This is a genomic window from Xanthomonas indica (assembly GCF_040529045.1).
Classification (GTDB): domain Bacteria; phylum Pseudomonadota; class Gammaproteobacteria; order Xanthomonadales; family Xanthomonadaceae; genus Xanthomonas_A; species Xanthomonas_A indica.
On sequence record NZ_CP131914.1, the window covers coordinates 521,766 to 540,000 of the forward strand.

Annotated in this window: 9 protein-coding genes and 2 rRNA genes (1 of these 11 running past the window's edge); 9 read left to right on the forward strand and 2 right to left on the reverse strand. The window is 67.5% G+C overall.

Annotated features, from left to right (window positions below):
* The first annotated feature begins 61 nt into the window (after positions 1 to 61).
* From Q7W82_RS02275 to Q7W82_RS02315, 9 genes are all read left to right on the forward strand, one after another.
* Positions 62 to 457: an I78 family peptidase inhibitor gene (locus tag Q7W82_RS02275; RefSeq protein ID WP_160947937.1), complete on the forward strand. Its 396-nt coding sequence runs from the start codon at positions 62 to 64 to the stop codon at positions 455 to 457.
* 192 nt (positions 458 to 649) lie between these two features.
* Positions 650 to 5,104, forward strand: a complete 4,455-nt coding sequence (gene gltB / locus Q7W82_RS02280) for a glutamate synthase large subunit (protein ID WP_242159072.1) — start codon at positions 650 to 652, stop codon at positions 5,102 to 5,104.
* A 124-nt stretch (positions 5,105 to 5,228) separates the two neighbouring features.
* Positions 5,229 to 6,719, forward strand: a complete 1,491-nt coding sequence (locus Q7W82_RS02285) for an FAD-dependent oxidoreductase (protein ID WP_242081562.1) — start codon at positions 5,229 to 5,231, stop codon at positions 6,717 to 6,719.
* 417 nt (positions 6,720 to 7,136) lie between these two features.
* Positions 7,137 to 8,195: a glycoside hydrolase family 5 protein gene (locus tag Q7W82_RS02290; RefSeq protein ID WP_242159071.1), complete on the forward strand. Its 1,059-nt coding sequence runs from the start codon at positions 7,137 to 7,139 to the stop codon at positions 8,193 to 8,195.
* Positions 8,196 to 8,464: 269 nt separating this feature from the next.
* Complete coding sequence (locus Q7W82_RS02295; protein WP_242159070.1) at positions 8,465 to 9,517, forward strand: glycoside hydrolase family 5 protein; 1,053 nt, start codon at positions 8,465 to 8,467, stop codon at positions 9,515 to 9,517.
* Between the two features lie 376 nt (positions 9,518 to 9,893).
* Entirely contained in the window at positions 9,894 to 10,949 is a 1,056-nt protein-coding gene (locus Q7W82_RS02300; RefSeq protein ID WP_242159069.1) for a glycoside hydrolase family 5 protein, read from the forward strand.
* A 106-nt stretch (positions 10,950 to 11,055) separates the two neighbouring features.
* A complete protein-coding gene (locus Q7W82_RS02305; RefSeq protein ID WP_242159068.1) occupies positions 11,056 to 11,931 on the forward strand; it encodes a methylglyoxal synthase in 876 nt (291 codons plus the stop codon).
* Between the two features lie 155 nt (positions 11,932 to 12,086).
* Positions 12,087 to 13,442, forward strand: coding sequence for a substrate-binding domain-containing protein (locus tag Q7W82_RS02310; RefSeq protein ID WP_242159067.1), 1,356 nt, complete (start codon positions 12,087 to 12,089; stop codon positions 13,440 to 13,442).
* Positions 13,443 to 14,086: 644 nt separating this feature from the next.
* Positions 14,087 to 15,187 (forward strand): alginate lyase family protein, encoded by a 1,101-nt coding sequence (locus Q7W82_RS02315; RefSeq protein WP_242159066.1) that lies wholly within the window; start codon positions 14,087 to 14,089, stop codon positions 15,185 to 15,187.
* Positions 15,188 to 15,549: 362 nt separating this feature from the next.
* Here the strand turns inward: Q7W82_RS02315 and rrf are convergent.
* Together rrf and Q7W82_RS02325 are read right to left on the reverse strand one after the other, a co-directional pair.
* A 5S ribosomal RNA gene (gene rrf / locus Q7W82_RS02320) occupies positions 15,550 to 15,664 on the reverse strand.
* A 155-nt stretch (positions 15,665 to 15,819) separates the two neighbouring features.
* Positions 15,820 to 18,235 (reverse strand): 23S ribosomal RNA (locus Q7W82_RS02325) (it continues 464 nt past the right edge of the window).

An 18,235-nucleotide genomic window follows, 5' to 3' on the forward strand; every position in this document is an offset into this window, starting at 1 on the left:
TCTCACGGGCATCACACGCTCTATGCTGCACCCATCCTCCCTCCATCCATCAGGAGCCCCGATGAGCACACCCCTTTCCTCCCGTGCGTCCACGCGTGTCGGCCTGCTCGGCACGGCCTGCCTGGCGCTGGCCCTGGCCGCCTGCGGCGCGCCGCCGCCGGACGAGCAGGAACAGGTGACCGCCAAGGCCCAGGCCGCCGCGCAGCAGGCCGCCGCGCCGGACCCGGCCAATGCCCCGGACGCGCCGCCGGTCGGAACCTGCGATGCCTCGCAGGCACAGGGGCTGGTCGGCCAGGCTGCCGAACAGGCGCTGCTGGACCAGGCGCGCAGCGACACCGGCGCCAAGAGCGTGCGCGTGCTCAAGCCGAACCAGGCGGTGACCATGGAGTTCAACGGCGAACGGCTCAATATCGAGGTCGACGAGAAGAACCAGATCACCGGCGTGCGCTGCGGCTAAGCGCTCGGCCAAGACCCCGGCGCGGCGGCGGCGACACGGCCGCCGCCAGCGCTGAAGTTGCAGGTGTAACGGTGTATTGCGGCACCGCACCAACTATGTTTTAGTCGAGATTCCGGTGACCTCAAGAAGCGCTCCAGGAGAGAGCGGGGGCGAGTGTCGCCGCGTTCCTTCGGATCGCTTTCAGAGGCAGACATGGCCCCCCGCAACCGCCACGGGCTCTACGACCCCCAAGACGAGCGCGATGCCTGTGGTTTCGGCATGGTCGCGCAACTCGACGACCAACCTTCGCGGGCGCTGGTGGATACCGCCATCGCCGCCCTGTCGCGCATGACCCATCGCGGCGGCGTCGCCGCCGACGGCCTCACCGGCGACGGTTGCGGCCTGCTGATCCGCAAACCCGAGCCGTTCCTGCGCGCGCTGGCGCGCGAGGCCGGCCTGAGCGTCGGCGCGCGCTTCGCCGCCGGCAACGTGTTCCTGCCGCGCGACGCGGACGATGCCGCGCGCTGCCGCCAGGTGCTGGAAGAGGAACTGCGCCGCGTCGACGTGCAGCCGTGCGGCTGGCGCCTCACCCCCACCGACGATGCGGTGTGCGGACAGCTGGCCAAGGACACCCTGCCGCGCATCGAGCAGGTGTTCGTCGATGCCGGCGCCGAGCAGGGCGAGGACGCCTTCGCCCTGGCCCTGTTCCTGGCGCGCCGCCGCGCCGAGCAGCGCCTGCGCGAGGTCGCCGATTTCTACGTCACCACGCTCTCGCCCAACGGCATCAGCTACAAGGGCATGGTGCTGCCGGACAAGCTCAGCACCTTCTACCCGGACCTGCAGCGCAACGACCTGGCTTCCAGCGCCATCGTGTTCCACCAGCGCTTCTCCACCAACACGCTGCCGCGCTGGCCGCTGGCGCACCCGTTCCGCCTGCTCGCCCACAACGGCGAGATCAACACCATCGAGGGCAACCGGCACTGGGCGCAGGCGCGCAGCAAGGTGTGGAAGACCCCGCGCTTCGACATCGCCGAGTTCGACCCGGTGATCTCCATGCACGGCTCCGATTCGCAGAGCCTGGACAACATGCTCGAGCTGCTGGTCGCCGGCGGCATGGACCTGCTGCAGGCGCTGCGCATCCTGGTGCCGCCGGCCACCCAGTCGCTGGAGTTCAAGGACGCCGACCTGGCCGCGTTCTACGAGTTCTACGGGCTCAACACCGAGCCGTGGGACGGCCCGGCCGGCATCGTCGCCTGCGACGGCCGCTACGCCGCGTGCATGCTCGACCGCAACGGCCTGCGCCCGGCGCGCTGGATGCTGACCTCCGACCGGCACTTCCTGGTCGCCTCCGAAGCCGGCGTGTGGGAACTGCCGGCCGAGCGCGTCACCCGCAAGGGCAAGCTCGGCCCCGGCGAGATGATGGCCATCGACCTCAAGCGCGGCGACCTGCTCGATTCCGACGCCATCGACCGCATCAACCGCGGCCGCGCCCCGTACAAGCAGTGGCTGCAGCAGGGCGTGACCTACCTGCAGACCGAGCTGATCGACCCCTCGCTGGTCGAGGAGCCGTTCGACGAGCGCACCCTGCGCAGCTACCACAAGCTGTTCCAGCTCAGCACCGAGGAAGTGGAGCAGGTGCTGCGGCCGCTGGCCGAGACCGAGCAGGAAGCCACCGGCTCGATGGGCGACGACACCCCGATGGCGGTGCTCAGCCGCCACACCCGGCCGCTGTACGACTACTTCCGCCAGGCCTTCGCGCAGGTCACCAACCCGCCGATCGACCCGTTGCGGGAAGACTGCGTGATGTCGCTGACCACCCAGCTCGGCAAGGAGACCAACATCTTCCATGCCGGCCCGGAGACGGTGAACCACGTCATCCTCAACTCGCCGGTGCTCAGCCAGCGCAAGCTGCGGCAGTTGCTGAAGATGGAGCAGTACCAGACCCGCAACGCGCAGATCGACCTGTCCTACAGCGTCGAGGAAGGCCTGGAGGCCGGGCTCAGGCGCATCTGCGCCGAGGCCGAACAGGCCGCGCGCGACGGCAAGGTCATGCTGCTGCTGACCGATCGCTACCCGGTGCCGGAGCGGCCGATGGCGCATGCGCTGCTGGCCACCGGCGCGGTGCATCACCACCTCTCGCGGGTCGGCCTGCGCTGCGACGTCAACCTGATCATCGAGACCGGCACCGCGCGCGATCCGCACCACATGGCCTGCCTGCTCGGCTTCGGCGCCACCGCGGTGTACCCGTACCTGGCCTACCAGACCCTGTTCGACCTGGGCCGGCGCGGCATCCTGCTGCTCAAGAGCGGCGGCGAGCAGACCCAGATCGGCCGCAAGTACCGCAAGGGCATCTACAAGGGCCTGTCCAAGATCATCTCCAAGATGGGCATCTGCACCATCGCCAGCTACCGCGGCGCGCAGTTGTTCGAGATCGTCGGGCTGGATCCGGACGTGGTGGCGCTGTGCTTCCCGGACACCGCCGCGCGCATCGGCGGCGTCGGCCTGGCGCGGCTGGACACCGAGGCGCGGCAACTGGCCGCGCGCGCCTGGAACGACCTGCTCAAGCCGGAAGTGGGCGGCCTGCTCAAGTACGTGCACGGCGGCGAGTACCACATGTACAACCCGGACGTGGTGCTGACCCTGCAGCGCGCCACGCGCAGCGGCCTGCAGGCCGACTGGGACGCCTACGCCGCCGCGGTGCACGGGCGCCCGGCCTCCGCCCTGCGCGACCTGCTGCAGCTCAAGCGCGCCGCTACGCCGACGCCGCTGGACGAGGTGGCCCCGGCCGAGGACCTGCTGCGCCGTTTCGACACCGCCGCGATCAGTCTCGGCGCGCTGTCGCCGGAGGCGCACGAGGCGCTGGCGATCGCGATGAACCGCCTCGGCGGGCGCAGCAATTCCGGCGAAGGCGGCGAAGACCCGGCGCGCTACGGCACCGAGAAGCGCTCCAAGATCAAGCAGGTGGCCTCCGGCCGCTTCGGCGTCACCCCCGAGTACCTGGTCAACGCCGAGGTGCTGCAGATCAAGGTTGCGCAGGGCGCCAAGCCCGGCGAAGGCGGCCAGCTGCCCGGCCACAAGGTCAACGAACTGATCGCGCGGCTGCGCTACGCCAAGCCCGGCATCGGCCTGATCTCGCCGCCGCCGCACCACGACATCTACTCGATCGAAGACCTCGCGCAGCTGATCTACGACCTCAAGCAGGTCAATCCCAGCGCGCTGGTGTCGGTGAAGCTGGTCAGCCATGCCGGCGTGGGCACCATCGCCGCCGGCGTGGTCAAGGCCGGCGCCGACCTGATCACCGTGTCCGGCCACGATGGCGGCACCGGTGCCAGCCCGGTCAGCTCGATCCGCTATGCCGGCGTGCCGTGGGAACTGGGCGTGGCCGAGTCGCACCAGGCGCTGGTCGCCAACGACCTGCGCGCGCGCACCATCCTGCAGACCGACGGCGGCCTGAAGACCGGCCTGGACGTGGTCAAGGCGGCGATCCTGGGCGCGGACAGCTTCGGCTTCGGCACCGGGCCGATGATCGTGCTCGGCTGCAAGTACCTGCGCATCTGCCACCTCAACAACTGCGCCACCGGCGTGGCCACCCAGGACGAGCGCCTGCGTGCCAACCACTTCGTCGGCCTGCCCGAGCGCGTGGAGAACTTCTTCCGCCTGCTGGCCGAGGAAGTGCGGCAATGGCTGTCGTACCTGGGCGTGCGTTCGCTGGACGAGATCGTCGGCCGCACCGAACTGCTGCAGCAGTTGGACATCTCGCCGCGCGAAGGCGTGCGCGTGGACCTGTCGCGGCTGCTCAAGGACGTGCGCCACGACGGCGGCCACTGCGCCGCGCAGCGCCTGTACGAATCGCCGGACAGCCTGGCCACGCAGATGGACGGCCTGCTCGCCGACGCCATCGCGCACAAGCGCGGCGGCGACCATCGCTTCCTGATCCACAACACCGACCGTTCGATCGGCGCGCGCCTGTCCGGCACCATCGCCCGCGTCCACGGCAACCACGGCATGGACGATGCGCCGCTGACCCTGCGCTTCCGGGGTTCGGCCGGGCAGAGCTTCGGCGCGTTCAACGCCGGCGGCCTGCACCTGGAACTGGAAGGCGAGGCCAACGACTACGTCGGCAAGGGCATGGCCGGCGGCCGCCTGGTGGTGCGTCCGCCGCGCGGCGCGCGCTTCGAGGCGCGCAGCACGGCGATCATCGGCAATACCTGCCTGTACGGCGCCACCGGTGGCGAACTGTACGCGGCCGGCCGCGCCGGCGAGCGCTTCGCGGTGCGCAACTCCGGCGCGCTGGCGGTGATCGAGGGCGCCGGCGACCACTGCTGCGAGTACATGACCGACGGCATCGTGCTGGTGCTGGGCAAGGTCGGGCTGAACTTCGGCGCCGGCTTCACCGGCGGCCTGGCCTACGTGCTCGACGTGGACCGCGACTTCGTCGACCGCTACAACCACGAACTGATCGACATCCACCGCATCTCCGCCGAAGGCTTCGAAAGCCACCGCCAGCACCTGCACAAGCTGATCAGCCGCCACCGCGAACTGACCGGCAGCATCTGGGCGCAGCAGATCCTCGACGAATTCCGCGACTACGTCGGCAAGTTCTGGCTGGTCAAACCGAAGGCGGCGAGCATCGAGTCGTTGACCGAGTCGCTGCGCCGCGCCGCCTGATGGCGGCGCCGGGAATCGGGAATGGAGAATCGGGAATGGTAAAGGCCCGGTTCTCCCCGTTTCCTACCGTGCACGCAGATTGGCTTTTGCCATTCCCCATTCCCCATTCGCGATTCCCAGCCTTATGAGCCGCAAGCACGCCTTCCAGTTCCTCGACCTGCCGCGACAGATGCCGCAGCGCATTCCGGTGGAACTGCGCACCTCCGGCGACTGGAACGAGCTGTACGGCAAGTTCGACAAGGCCGATGCGCAGTACCAGGCCGGGCGCTGCCTGGATTGCGGCAACCCGTACTGCAGCTGGAAGTGCCCGGTGCACAACGCCATCCCGCAGTGGTTGCAACTGGTGCAGGAGAACCGCATCGAGGAAGCCGCGGCGCTGTGCCACAGCACCAACCCGCTGCCGGAAGTGTGCGGCCGGGTATGCCCGCAGGACCGCCTGTGCGAAGGCAGCTGCACGCTGGAGGAGTTCGGCGCGGTCACCATCGGCGCGGTCGAGAAGTACATCGTCGATACCGCGCTCAACAACGGCTGGCGCCCGGACCTGAGCCAGGTCGAGCCCACCGGCAAGCGCGTGGCGGTGATCGGCGCCGGTCCGGCCGGGCTCAGCTGCGCCGACCGCCTGGCCCGCGCCGGCATCCAGGCGGTGGTGTACGACCGCTACGAGCAGATCGGCGGCCTGCTGCAGTTCGGCATCCCCAGCTTCAAGCTGGACAAGAGCGTGATCGGCAAGCGCCGCGAGGTGCTCGAAGGCATGGGCGTGCAGTTCCGCCTGGGCGTGGAGATCGGCCGCGACGTGAGCCTGGAACAACTGCTTGGCGAGTACGACGCGGTGTTCCTGGGCACCGGCGCCTACCGCTACACCGACGGCGGCCTGCCCGGCCAGGACCTGCCCGGCGTGCTGCCGGCGCTGCCGTTCCTGGTGCAGAACAGCCGCATCGTCGGCGGCAACGATCCCTGGGGCCGGCCGATCGCCGGCTGGGAAGACAAGATCGCGCTGCCCGACCTGAGCGGCAAGCGCGTGGTGGTGCTGGGCGGCGGCGACACCGGCATGGATTGCGTGCGCAGCGCGATCCGCCTGGGTGCGGCCAAGGTCACCTGCGCCTACCGCCGCGACGAGGCCAACATGCCCGGCTCGGCGCGCGAGGTGGCCAATGCGCGCGAGGAAGGCGTGCGCTTCCTGTTCAACCGCCAGCCGCTGGCGGTGGAAGCCGACGCCGACGGCAACCTGGCCGGCGTGCGCGTGGTGCAGACCCGGCTCGGCGAGCCGGACGCGCGCGGACGCCAGGCCGCGGTGCCGGTGGAAGGCAGCGAATCGCTGCTGGACGCGGACGTGGTGATCATCGCCTTCGGCTTCTCGCCGAGCGTGCCCGAGTGGCTGGCGGCGCAGGGCGTGGAAGGCACCGCCAACGGCCGCATCCTCGCCGGCGGCAGCGAGTCCGACGGCAGCGGCCGCCTGCCGTACCAGACCACCAACCCCAAGTTGTTCGCCGGCGGCGACGCGGTCCGCGGCGCCGATCTGGTGGTGACCGCGGTGGCCGAAGGCCGCGATGCCGCGGCCAGCATCGCCGCGTGGATCGGCAACCGCCTGCCGGTGACGACCCAGGCGGCCGCCTGAGCGGCGCTGCCGGGGCACAGGCTTCGGCAACGGCAACGTCGGCGAAGCGGATGACTGCGTGCCCAAAGTGCAGCGCCAGACCGCATGATCCATGTCTTCGCCGAGCTCCGCGGCTCGAGCGGCGCATCCGGTGCGCGCATCCGTTTGCGCGACCTCGCGATGCGCCCGACCTGACGCGGACGGCTGCAACAACAACGCGCGAACGCGACAACGGTCACGCCGCTGTTGGCAGTTGAACCACGCGCGCGCGGTGACGCCGGAGACGTCCGCGCACCCCCCGTCCGCGCCAGGTGAATGCCGGGCTAACACGGGTGCGTGCAGGCTGGCGATCCCGGGGGCGATCCTTGCACGCTTGCGCCTGCCGTCCGCACTCCCCCGACGCGGTCGGCGCCTCCCCTCACCCAAGGAAGCTCCCCCATGTCGCTTTCCTCGTCGTGTTCCCCGCGCTGGCGTTCCCTGCCGCTGGCGCTGCTGCTCGCCACCGTCGCCTGCAACGCTGCCGCCGAAAGCCGCAGCGTGCTCAAGTACGCCGGCGTCAACCTGTCCGGCGCCGAGTTCAACTCCGGCAAGAAGCCCGGCGTGCTGTACAAGGACTACACCTACCCGGCCGCCAGCGACTTTGCCTACTTCGCCAGCAAGGGCATGAACACCATCCGCCTGCCGTTCCTGTGGGAACGCCTGCAACCCACCGCCAAGGGCGAGTTCGATCCGGCGCAACTGGCGCTGTTGAAGAAGGCGGTGGAGCAGGCCAAGGCCAACCGCATGTACCTGATCCTGGATCCGCACAACTACGCCAAGTACAACGGCGCGCTGGTCGGCAGCGAGGGCGCCCCCGACGACGTGTTCGCCGATCTGTGGCGGCGCCTGGCCAAGGAGTTCAAGGGCGACGACAACGTCATCTTCGGGCTGATGAACGAGCCCAACGCGGTGTCCTCGACCGACTGGGCCAGCGCGGCGCAGGCTGCGATCGACGCCATCCGCAAGGCCGGTGCCAACAACCTGATCCTGGTGCCAGGCACCGCCTACACCGGCGCGCACAGCTGGCGCAGCACCGCCTACGGCACGCCCAACGCGGTGGCGCTGCAGCCGCTGAAGGATCCGCGCAACCGCATGGCGTTCGAAGCGCACCAGTACCTGGACCGCGACAGCAGCGGCACCAAGGGCGAGTGCGTCAGCGCCACCGCCGGTGCCGAGAAGCTGGCCGGGTTCGTCAGCTGGTTGCGCGAGAACAAGAAGGTCGGCTTCATCGGCGAGTTTGCCACCGCCAACACGCCCACCTGCAACCAAGCGCTGGAGAACATGCTCAGCTACATGCAGAAGAACGACGACGTGATTCTCGGTTGGACCTGGTGGGCGGCCGGTGCATGGTGGAAGCCCGACTATCCGTTCAACGTGCAGCCCGGCAAGGACGGCAGCGAGAAGCCGCAGATGCCGATCCTGTCCAAGTACGCCCGTCAGATCACCGGCAAGAAGTGAGCCGCCGTTGCCGGCGTTGCGCGCCGGCAACGCCTCGCCGATCACCACACGACGCGTGCAGCGTGCACGACACGCACGCCTGGCACAGCGCATGCAGCGCGATCCAGTACCGGTTCGCGCTGCCAATCGCGGCACAGATCCATGCATGCGTGCCTGCGACGCATCGCCTCGTCCTCGGCAATGCACTACGGTGTCCACACACCGTTGTCATCAGCCCGGCCTGCAGTTCCATCGGCCGGGTTCCCCCTTGATGCCGAAGGAGACCCACCATGATCGCGCGCACCTTGCGTCGGCGGTCGCGGCACGCATGGCGTGCGGCGCTGCTGCTGTGCCTGTCCGTTCCATTGCCGTCGCTGCAGGCGCAAGAGGCGCTGCGTTTGGCCGGCGTCAACCTGTCCGGCGCCGAAATCACGCCGTCGAAGATTCCCGGCGTCCTCGGCGTCGACTACACCTATCCGCGCAGCAGCGACTACACCTATTTCGCCGGCAAGGGCATCAACCTGCTGCGCCTGCCGGTGCGCTGGGAACGCCTGCAACCGCAGCCGCGCGGTCCGCTCGACGCGGCGCAACTGGCGCTGATCGACGACGCCGTGCAGCAAGCCAAGGCGCAGGGCATGTACGTGATCGTGGACATCCACAACTACGCGCGTTACGACGGCCGCCTCATCGGCAGCGCCGGCCTGCCGGTCGCCGCCTTCGTCGACCTGTGGCAGCGTCTGGCGCGCGCCTACGGCAGCGACAACGCGGTGGTATTCGGGCTGATGAACGAGCCGCACGGCATCAGCCCCGCCGCCTGGGCCGACGCCGCGCAAGCCACGGTCGATGCGATCCGCGCCACCGGCGCCAGCAACCTGATCCTGGTGCCGGGCGCGCTGTGGACCGGCGCGCATAGCTGGTACACGCCGGTGGACGGCACCTCGAACGCCAGCGCGTTGGCCACGCTGCACGATCCGCTGCAGCGCGTGGCGCTCGAAGTGCACCAATACCTCGATGCCGATTCCAGCGGCACCAGCCCGGTCTGCGTCAGCGACGACATCGGCGCCGAACGCCTGCGCGCGTTCACCGGATGGTTGCAGGAGACCGGCCACCTCGGCTTCCTCGGTGAATTCGGCGCCGCCGACAATCCGGTCTGCCGGCGCGCGCTCGATGGCATGCTCGCCGACATCGCGCAGCATCCGACGCTGTGGCTGGGCTGGAGCTACTGGGCCGGCGGCGCCTGGTGGCGCGCCGACTATCCGTTCAACGTGCAGCCCGACGCCGACGGCCACGACCGTCCGCAGATGGCGATCCTCGCGCCCTGGGCGCAGCGCATCACGCGCTGAGCGTGGCGCTGCCGGAAGCGGTACACGCGCGCGACGCCATGCGGAACAACACCGTGGCGCGCGCCGACACATAGGCATCGTGCGTCACGTCGGGACGTGTTCCGTGAGCGGCGCTCACGCTTTCTTGCGAGATCAGCCGAGGCGGGCTTTACCGCGAACGCGTCGTCGCGGCTGCGCCGCTCCCACAGGGCAAGCTGCATCCAGCGGATTGTGCGCACGCGGGCGAGTAGAGCCGCCCGCGTGACCTGCGACGTGCAATGCGTCGCACATTTGCGATGACCACGATCGCTCTGGCATGGCGGTTGCAGCGTGGTGCACGGCCGCGCACGCCGCATCGCGGCGGCGCCTGCCGCTCTTTCCCCACGAAGGATCCGTCATGCCACGCAATTCCCGTTTTTTCCGCTCCCCGCAATGGCGGCAGCGCGCCGCGCTGTGCCTGCTCCTGGCCGTCTGCGTGCCGTTCGCCCAAGCGCAGCAAACGCTGCGCTATGCCGGCATCAACCTGGCCGGTGCCGAGTTCAACTCGGCGAAGAAGCCCGGCGTGCTGTTCAAGGACTATGTGTATCCCACCGACGCCGACTATGCGTACACCGCGGCGCAGGGCATGAACATCGTGCGCCTGCCGTTCCTGTGGGAGCGGCTGCAGCCGCAGGCCAACGGCCCGCTGGACACCGCGCAGCTCGACGCCCTGCGCACCGCCGTCGCGCGCGCCAAGCGCTACGACCTGCAGCTGATCCTGGACGTGCACAACTACGCCAAGTACAACGGCGTGCGCATCGGCGGCGACGCGGTGCCGGCGGCGGCGCTGGCCGATCTGTGGCGGCGCCTGGCGCTGGTGTTCGGCAACGACAGCAGCGTGGTGTTCGGGCTGATGAACGAGCCGAACGGCCTGGCATCGGGCGACTGGGCGGCCATCGCGCAGGCGGCGATCGACGCGATCCGCGGCACCGGCGCCGACAATCTGATCCTGGTGCCCGGCACCGCCTTCAGCGGCGCGCACAGCTGGAACAGCACCTGGTACGGCGTGTCCAACGCGCAGGGGTTGCTGACGGTCCACGATCCCGCCGGCAACCTGGCGTTCGAGGTGCATCAGTACCTGGATCCGGACTCCTCCGGCACCAGCGCCGCCTGCGTCAGCACGACCATCGGCACGGAGCGGCTGCAAGGGTTCACCCAATGGCTGCGCGCCAACGGCTATCGCGGCTTCCTCGGCGAGTTCGGTGGCAGCAGCGACGCCACCTGCCTGGCCGCGCTCGACACCATGCTCGACTACGTCCACGCCAACGGCGACGTCTGGCTGGGCTGGACCGCCTGGGCCGGCGGTGCGTGGTGGCGCAGCGACTACGCGTTCAACCTGCAACCGGACAAGAGCGGGGCCGACAAGCCGCAGATGGACGTGCTGGCGGTACGCGCGCAGCAGGTCACGCAATGACCGCGGCAAGGCCGGGGTCCGCGGCGACGGCACGGCGATCGCGCAGCGATTGAGTCGGCCCCGCGACGGGCGCAGACTGTCGCACCTTTCCCGCACGGATCGACGCATGCGCCTGGGCCTGGCCGCCAACCGATTGCACCACCAGGGCAAGGATGCCGCGCTGTTCCGCTGGCTGCGCGCCAGCGAAGCCGGCATCCGCGAGCTGCAGCTCGGCCTGCATGCGGTCGGCCGCACCCACGAGGCGATCGTGCGCGTCGGGTTGTTGAACGGCTATGCCGGCCTCAGGCGCTACCCGTTCGGCCGCGAAGGCGGACTGATGAAGCTGGTGGCCGAAGTCGTGGGCCTGGAAGGCGCCGAACGCACCCTCGACGGCGCCGTCTACCTGATCGATCCGGTCGACCCGTCCTCGATCTTTCCCGAGGCGATCGCGCTCAAGCGCCAGTGCGTGATCCACGGCAAGCCGTTCATTTCGACCGTGGCCAGCGCCCGCGACTGGGTGGAGATGGAGCGCATCCACGCCGCGCTGCCGCCGGACCGTGGCGCCGACGATCTGTACGCGCTGCAGCGGCAGACCCTGGCGCTGATCGCCCACGACGCGATGAAGCCGCAGATGCTGGCGTTCGCCAGCGCGCATTTCGACCTGCTGTCGCGCTTCGCCGAACGCGTGGCCACCGGCACCACTGGCCAGCGGCTCAACGAACTGGCCTGGAGCCGCGGCTGGCCGCAGGGCCAGGAGTGGGTGCACCGCTACCAGAGCGGCCCGATGGGCGGCGACGCGCAGATCGCCGATCGCGTGCTGGAGCGGCGCTGCCACCGCGCGATCTTCTTCGAGGATCCGCATGTCGCGCGCCAGCACGAGGCCGACATCCAGTTGCTGGAACGCGCAGTGACCACGGTCACCGACAGCGCCGTGTGCATCACCTCGCCGGTGATCGCCGCGCGCTGGGCACAGGCCGCCGCACGCCGTATCGCCCCGGACTGACGCGCGCGGTCATCGCGCGCGATCGCGTCGCGCGTGGACAGCAGACAGGGCGCGCCGCGACGCTGCGCTGGCGTGCGTGACCGTACGCACAGTCACTGCGATGTCACGCCGATCGCCAACACTGCCGCGCCTGTCCAGATCCCAGGGGGGATCCCATGTTGCGTTTCATCCTGCGCCTGCTGCTGCTCGGCGCAGCAGTGCTGTGCGCGCTGCCGTCCGCGTCTGCGCAGCCGGCCGAGCGCCTGCGCGTGCACGGTTCCAACAGCCTCGGCGCGCGGCTGATGCCCGCGCTAGTGGAATCGTGGCTGCAGAGCATGGGCTACCGGCAACTGCAACGGCGTCGCGTCGATGCGACAACGCTGGAAATCGCCGCGGTGCGCGACGATGCGCCGCTGGTGGTCGAGATCGCCGGCACCGGCTCGACCGCCGGCCTCGCCGACCTGGTGCATGGCGAGGCCGAACTGGCGATGCTGGCGCGCCAGCCCGACGCGCGCGAACGCGAGGCCGCCTGGCAGCTCGGCGACCTGGCCTCGCCGGACCAGCAGTTCGTCGTGGCCCTGGACGGTGCGCGGATCCTGGTGGCCGCCGACAACCCCATCGCGATGCTGAGCGTGGGTCAGTTGCGCGACATCCTCAGCGGGCGAGTGACCCGCTGGTCGCAACTCGGCGGTGCGGACCTGCCGATCGCACTCCATCGCAGCGCCGTGCATGGCGGACTCGACGATTTCCTGCGCGAGCGCCTGGCGCTGCCGGCGCTGCACGCGTCGGCGGAAATCCTGCATGCCGACCAGGCGGAGTCCGCGCGCGCCATCGTCGGCCATCCCGACGCCTTGGCGATCGTCGGGCTGACCACACCGGTGCCGGCCGGCACGCGCGCCCTGGCCATCGCCGATGGCGGCCTCGCCGTCGCCCCGACCGCGGCGGCAGTGCGCGGCGAGGACTATCCGTTGGTCCAGCGCTACAGCCTGTACGGCGGGCAGATGATGTCGGCGCTCGGCCGCAGCCTGGCCCTGTATGCGATCGGCCCGCCGGCGCAGCAACTGGTGCGCCGGCTCGGTCCGATCGCCATGACGATCGACGTCGCCCCCAGCACACCGCCAAGCGGGAGCGCCGCTGTCCGCACCGACGCGGCCTACGTCCAGGCCGTCGCCGGCGCCCGGCGTCTGACCACCACGCTGCGTTTCAGCCTGCACTCGCTCAACGGGATGTACGAGGCGCGCAGCGCCCAGGACCTGGACCGACTGGTCGCCTTCATGCAGCAGCCGGCGATGCGCGGCCGCGCCCTGGCGGTGATCGGCTTCGCCACGCCGGACAGTGCCAACCGCCTGTACCCGACCATCGCCAGCAACGACCGCGCCGACGTGGTCGCCGCGTACCTGGTGCAACGCGGCGTCGCCGTGGAACGGGTGCGCGGCCTCGGCGCACTGCGTCCGCTGGTCGGCGGCGAAGACGCCGCGGCCAAGGCCCGCAACGAGCGCGTCGAACTCTGGTTGCTGGATCGGGCGCGATAAGGCAGTGCGTTGCAGGGTGGACGCAGCCGGTTGTGCACACCGACGCAATGAGACATCGCCCGTACCCTCATCCGCCCCTTGGGACACCTTTCCCCGAAAAGGGCCATGACCTCTAGGGGAAAAGGAAAGACCAAAGCCCCTCTCCCATCGGGAGAGGGGTTGGGGTGAGGGTCCGGAGCGCGAAGCGCCCCTTCCGGCGGACGATGCACGACTTGGCGCTTCGGCAGGCATTCGATCGCCACGGTTTTCGATGGCCACCGTTCTAGTGCTGCGACCTCCCGCAAGCGACGTGGTGATCAAGCGCGACGTGGATGGGTCTGCCGCGAAGGCCATCGGAATGCCTGATTTAGACACGCCTGTCGTGGCCACGACCGCAGGCGGTCCTTGCAGGGAATGCAGGTCTCGGCTGAAGCCGCTGCTACTCCCATGTTCCCGCTCCTCGCGGCGACACGCATATCGTTGCTACAACGACTCGGCGCACCTCACCTAAACCAGCCTGTCGCGAATGACGCCGCGCTGGCGCCGATCCGTCCATTCGTCATATGGAAACCGGAGCGCACGCTGGCAATCAGGCCATCCCCCGTTCACCGCACCGCGCCTACAGTCGCCCGACAACGCTCGCCCACCTGGCTCCGGAGATCGCCATGTCTCGTCCATCGCACGCCCTTCTTGGCGTGATGCTCGCCGGACTCGCGCTGGCGCACAGCGCGCCCGCCGCCGCAGTGCAGCGGCTGTGGCCGACCGCGGACCAATGGCAACAACTGCACGCGTCGGCCACCACCGACCCGGCCTGGCGCCAGGTCGAGGCGGCGCAGGCCCGGCTGGCCGATGCGGCGCGTGCGCAGGGCGCGCATCCGCTCGACACCCTGAGCACCGGCGGCCGCCTGCACGGCGATCCGGTGAAGGCGGCGACCGAAGCCAGCCTCGGCGACATGCCGCGGATCCAGGCGCTGGCACTGCGCTACGCCCTGGACGGCGAGCGCGCGGACGCGCTGGCGGCCGGCGACCAGCTCGCGCAATGGGCCGCGCGCAATGTGCCCAACGGCAACCCGATCGACGAAACCGGGCTGGAACCGGCGATCTTCGCCTACCGCATCGTCCGCCCGGCCCTGCCCGACGCACAGCGGCGCGCCATCGATGCGTGGATGCGACGCATCGCCGACGCCGAAATCGGCTCGCGCGATCTCAAACGCAAGACCGCCACCAACAACTGGCATAGCCATCGCCTGAAGACCGTGGGCATGATCGGCGCCGCGCTCGACGACACCCGGTTGCTGGACTACGCCCGTACCGGCTTTCGCCAGCAGATTGCCGACAACCTGTTGCCCGACGGACGCAGCATCGATTTCGTCGAACGCGATGCGTTGTCCTATCACGTCTACGACCTGCGCCCGCTGGTGACGCTGGCATTGCTGTTCTCCGAACGCGGCGAGGACCTCTACCACTGGCGCGCACCCAACGGCGCGTCGCTGGCGCGCAGCGTCGACTGGCTGCTGCCGTATCTGCGCGGCGAACGCAGCCACGCCGAGTTCGTCGGCAGCCAGGTGCCGTTCGACAAGGCACGCTCGGACAACGGCGAAGCCGGTCACGTGATCGGCACGCCGTACGCAGCGGAGGGCGCGGAGTCGCTGCTGGTGCTTGCCGCAGCCTACGCCCCCGCCTGCGCCCGCCTGGCCCAACAGCTCGGCCACGGCACGCCGCCCTGGCGCCTGGCGATCAGCACATTGCCCGACTCACCGCGCTAGTCCCGCCACACCTGCCGGCATCGGAACGCCGGCGCTCAGCCATGGCATCGCGCAGGGCTGCGATGCGACACGTCTCGATGCGCGCCATTGCGCATCTCATCGCGCGGCACAGCGGCGCGGGAGGTGGTCGAGCGGTTTGGCCTCATCCGCCCCATCGGGGCACCTTCTCGCGACGGGAGAAGGGAGAACCGAGCCCCTCTTCCGCCGGGAGAGGGGGGGGGTGAGGGTACGGGGCGGGCAGCGCCTCGCCGATCCGCCATTGCGAGGTTTCGGCCGTACTTCCATCGCCAGCTCGCGTCGCGCTGTTTTTTCCCGCGCAATAAAAAATCCCCGTCCTTTCGGACGGGGATTTGGGGTAAAGCCCCTGGCGATGACCTACTCTCGCATGGCTTGAGCCACACTACCATCGGCGCAGCTGCGTTTCACTTCCGAGTTCGGGATGGGATCGGGTGGTTCCACAGCGCTAATTTCACCAGGGAGACGGTTGGAGTGTCGCCACGTGCGTGTTCTCGGTTGTTGGACCGAGGACGGCAGGGCGCCAGCCTCTCATAGGGTGTGATGTAGCGAGCGAGTGAGAGCGATCGACGTGTGTCGCGCTAAGGGATGCTTCTGAGGAAGCATCTTGAGGTTATATGGTCAAGCCGCACGGATCATTAGTATCAGTTAGCTCAATGCATTGCTGCACTTACACACCTGACCTATCAACCACGTAGTCTACATGGTTCCTTTAGGGGACTTGTGTCCCGGGAGATCTCATCTTGAGGCGCGCTTCCCGCTTAGATGCTTTCAGCGGTTATCGCTTCCGAACATAGCTACCCGGCAATGCCACTGGCGTGACAACCGGAACACCAGAGGTTCGTCCACTCCGGTCCTCTCGTACTAGGAGCAGCCCCTCTCAAATCTCCAACGCCCATGGCAGATAGGGACCGAACTGTCTCACGACGTTCTGAACCCAGCTCGCGTACCACTTTAAATGGCGAACAGCCATACCCTTGGGACCGACTACAGCCCCAGGATGTGATGAGCCGACATCGAGGTGCCAAACACCGCCGTCGATATGAACTCTTGGGCGGTATCAGCCTGTTATCCCCGGAGTACCTTTTATCCGTTGAGCGATGGCCCTTCCATACAGAACCACCGGATCACTAAGACCTACTTTCGTACCTGCTTGATCCGTCGATCTTGCAGTCAAGCACGCTTATGCCTTTGCACACAGTGCGCGATGTCCGACCGCGCTGAGCGTACCTTCGTGCTCCTCCGTTACTCTTTAGGAGGAGACCGCCCCAGTCAAACTACCCACCATACACGGTCCCCGATCCGGATTACGGACCTAGGTTAGAACGTCAAGCACGACAGGGTGGTATTTCAAGGATGGCTCCACTGCAGCTAGCGCCACAGTTTCATAGCCTCCCACCTATCCTACACAGACGAACTCAACGTTCAGTGTAAAGCTATAGTAAAGGTTCACGGGGTCTTTCCGTCTTGCCACGGGAACGCTGCATCTTCACAGCGATTTCAATTTCACTGAGTCTCGGGTGGAGACAGCGCCGCTGTCGTTACGCCATTCGTGCAGGTCGGAACTTACCCGACAAGGAATTTCGCTACCTTAGGACCGTTATAGTTACGGCCGCCGTTTACTGGGGCTTCGATCAAGAGCTTCGCCTTGCGGCTGACCCCATCAATTAACCTTCCAGCACCGGGCAGGCGTCACACCCTATACGTCCACTTTCGTGTTTGCAGAGTGCTGTGTTTTTGATAAACAGTCGCAGCGGCCTGGTTTCTGCGACCCTCTTCAGCTATAGCTCGCACGAGCCACCAAAAAGGGTGCACCTTCTCCCGAAGTTACGGTGCCATGTTGCCTAGTTCCTTCACCCGAGTTCTCTCAAGCGCCTGAGAATTCTCATCCTACCCACCTGTGTCGGTTTACGGTACGGTCTGCGTAAGCTGAAGCTTAGGAGCTTTTCCTGGAAGCGTGGTATCAGTGACTTCGTCTAAAAGACTCGTCTCGGTGCTCGGTCTTAAAGGATCCCGGATTTGCCAAAGATCCAAACCTACCGCCTTTCCCCGGGACAACCAACGCCCGGTACACCTAACCTTCTCCGTCCCTCCATCGCACTTACGCGAGGTGCAGGAATATTAACCTGCTTCCCATCGACTACGGCTTTCGCCCTCGCCTTAGGGGCCGACTCACCCTGCGCCGATTAACGTTGCGCAAGGAAACCTTGGGCTTTCGGCGTGCGGGTTTTTCACCCGCATTGTCGTTACTCATGTCAGCATTCGCACTTCCGATACCTCCAGCAGACTTCTCAATCCACCTTCGCAGGCTTACGGAACGCTCCTCTACCGCGCATCGCTTATCGCGATGCACCCCAAGCTTCGGTTCACTGCTTAGCCCCGTTAAATCTTCCGCGCAGACCGACTCGACCAGTGAGCTATTACGCTTTCTTTAAAGGGTGGCTGCTTCTAAGCCAACCTCCTGGCTGTCTATGCCTTTCCACATCGTTTTCCACTTAGCAGTGAATTTGGGACCTTAGCTGTGGGTCTGGGTTGTTTCCCTTTTCACGACGGACGTTAGCACCCGCCGTGTGTCTCCCATACAGTCCGTCTCGGTATTCGGAGTTTGCAATGGTTTGGTAAGTCGCGATGACCCCCTAGCCATAACAGTGCTCTACCCCCGAGAGGATACATATGAGGCGCTACCTAAATAGCTTTCGAGGAGAACCAGCTATCTCCGGGTTCGATTAGCTTTTCACTCCTAATCACACCTCATCCCCTACCTTTGCAACGGGAGTGGGTTCGGGCCTCCAGTCAGTGTTACCTGACCTTCACCCTGGGCATGACTAGATCACCCGGTTTCGGGTCTACTGCCCGCGACTATGCGCCCTTATCAGACTCGGTTTCCCTTCGCCTCCCCTATACGGTTAAGCTTGCCACGAACAGTAAGTCGCTGACCCATTATACAAAAGGTACGCAGTCACTCTTGCGAGCTCCTACTGCTTGTACGCACACGGTTTCAGGATCTATTTCACTCCCCTCTCCGGGGTTCTT

Coding starts and splice junctions, on each gene's coding strand:
- Q7W82_RS02295 (WP_242159070.1), top strand. CDS start 8,465: ATGATCGCGCGCACCTTGCGTCGGCGGTCGCGGCACGCATGGCGTGCG.
- Q7W82_RS02310 (WP_242159067.1), top strand. CDS start 12,087: ATGTTGCGTTTCATCCTGCGCCTGCTGCTGCTCGGCGCAGCAGTGCTG.
- Q7W82_RS02300 (WP_242159069.1), top strand. CDS start 9,894: ATGCCACGCAATTCCCGTTTTTTCCGCTCCCCGCAATGGCGGCAGCGC.
- gltB (WP_242159072.1), top strand. CDS start 650: ATGGCCCCCCGCAACCGCCACGGGCTCTACGACCCCCAAGACGAGCGC.
- Q7W82_RS02290 (WP_242159071.1), top strand. CDS start 7,137: ATGTCGCTTTCCTCGTCGTGTTCCCCGCGCTGGCGTTCCCTGCCGCTG.
- Q7W82_RS02315 (WP_242159066.1), top strand. CDS start 14,087: ATGTCTCGTCCATCGCACGCCCTTCTTGGCGTGATGCTCGCCGGACTC.
- Q7W82_RS02275 (WP_160947937.1), top strand. CDS start 62: ATGAGCACACCCCTTTCCTCCCGTGCGTCCACGCGTGTCGGCCTGCTC.
- Q7W82_RS02285 (WP_242081562.1), top strand. CDS start 5,229: ATGAGCCGCAAGCACGCCTTCCAGTTCCTCGACCTGCCGCGACAGATG.
- Q7W82_RS02305 (WP_242159068.1), top strand. CDS start 11,056: ATGCGCCTGGGCCTGGCCGCCAACCGATTGCACCACCAGGGCAAGGAT.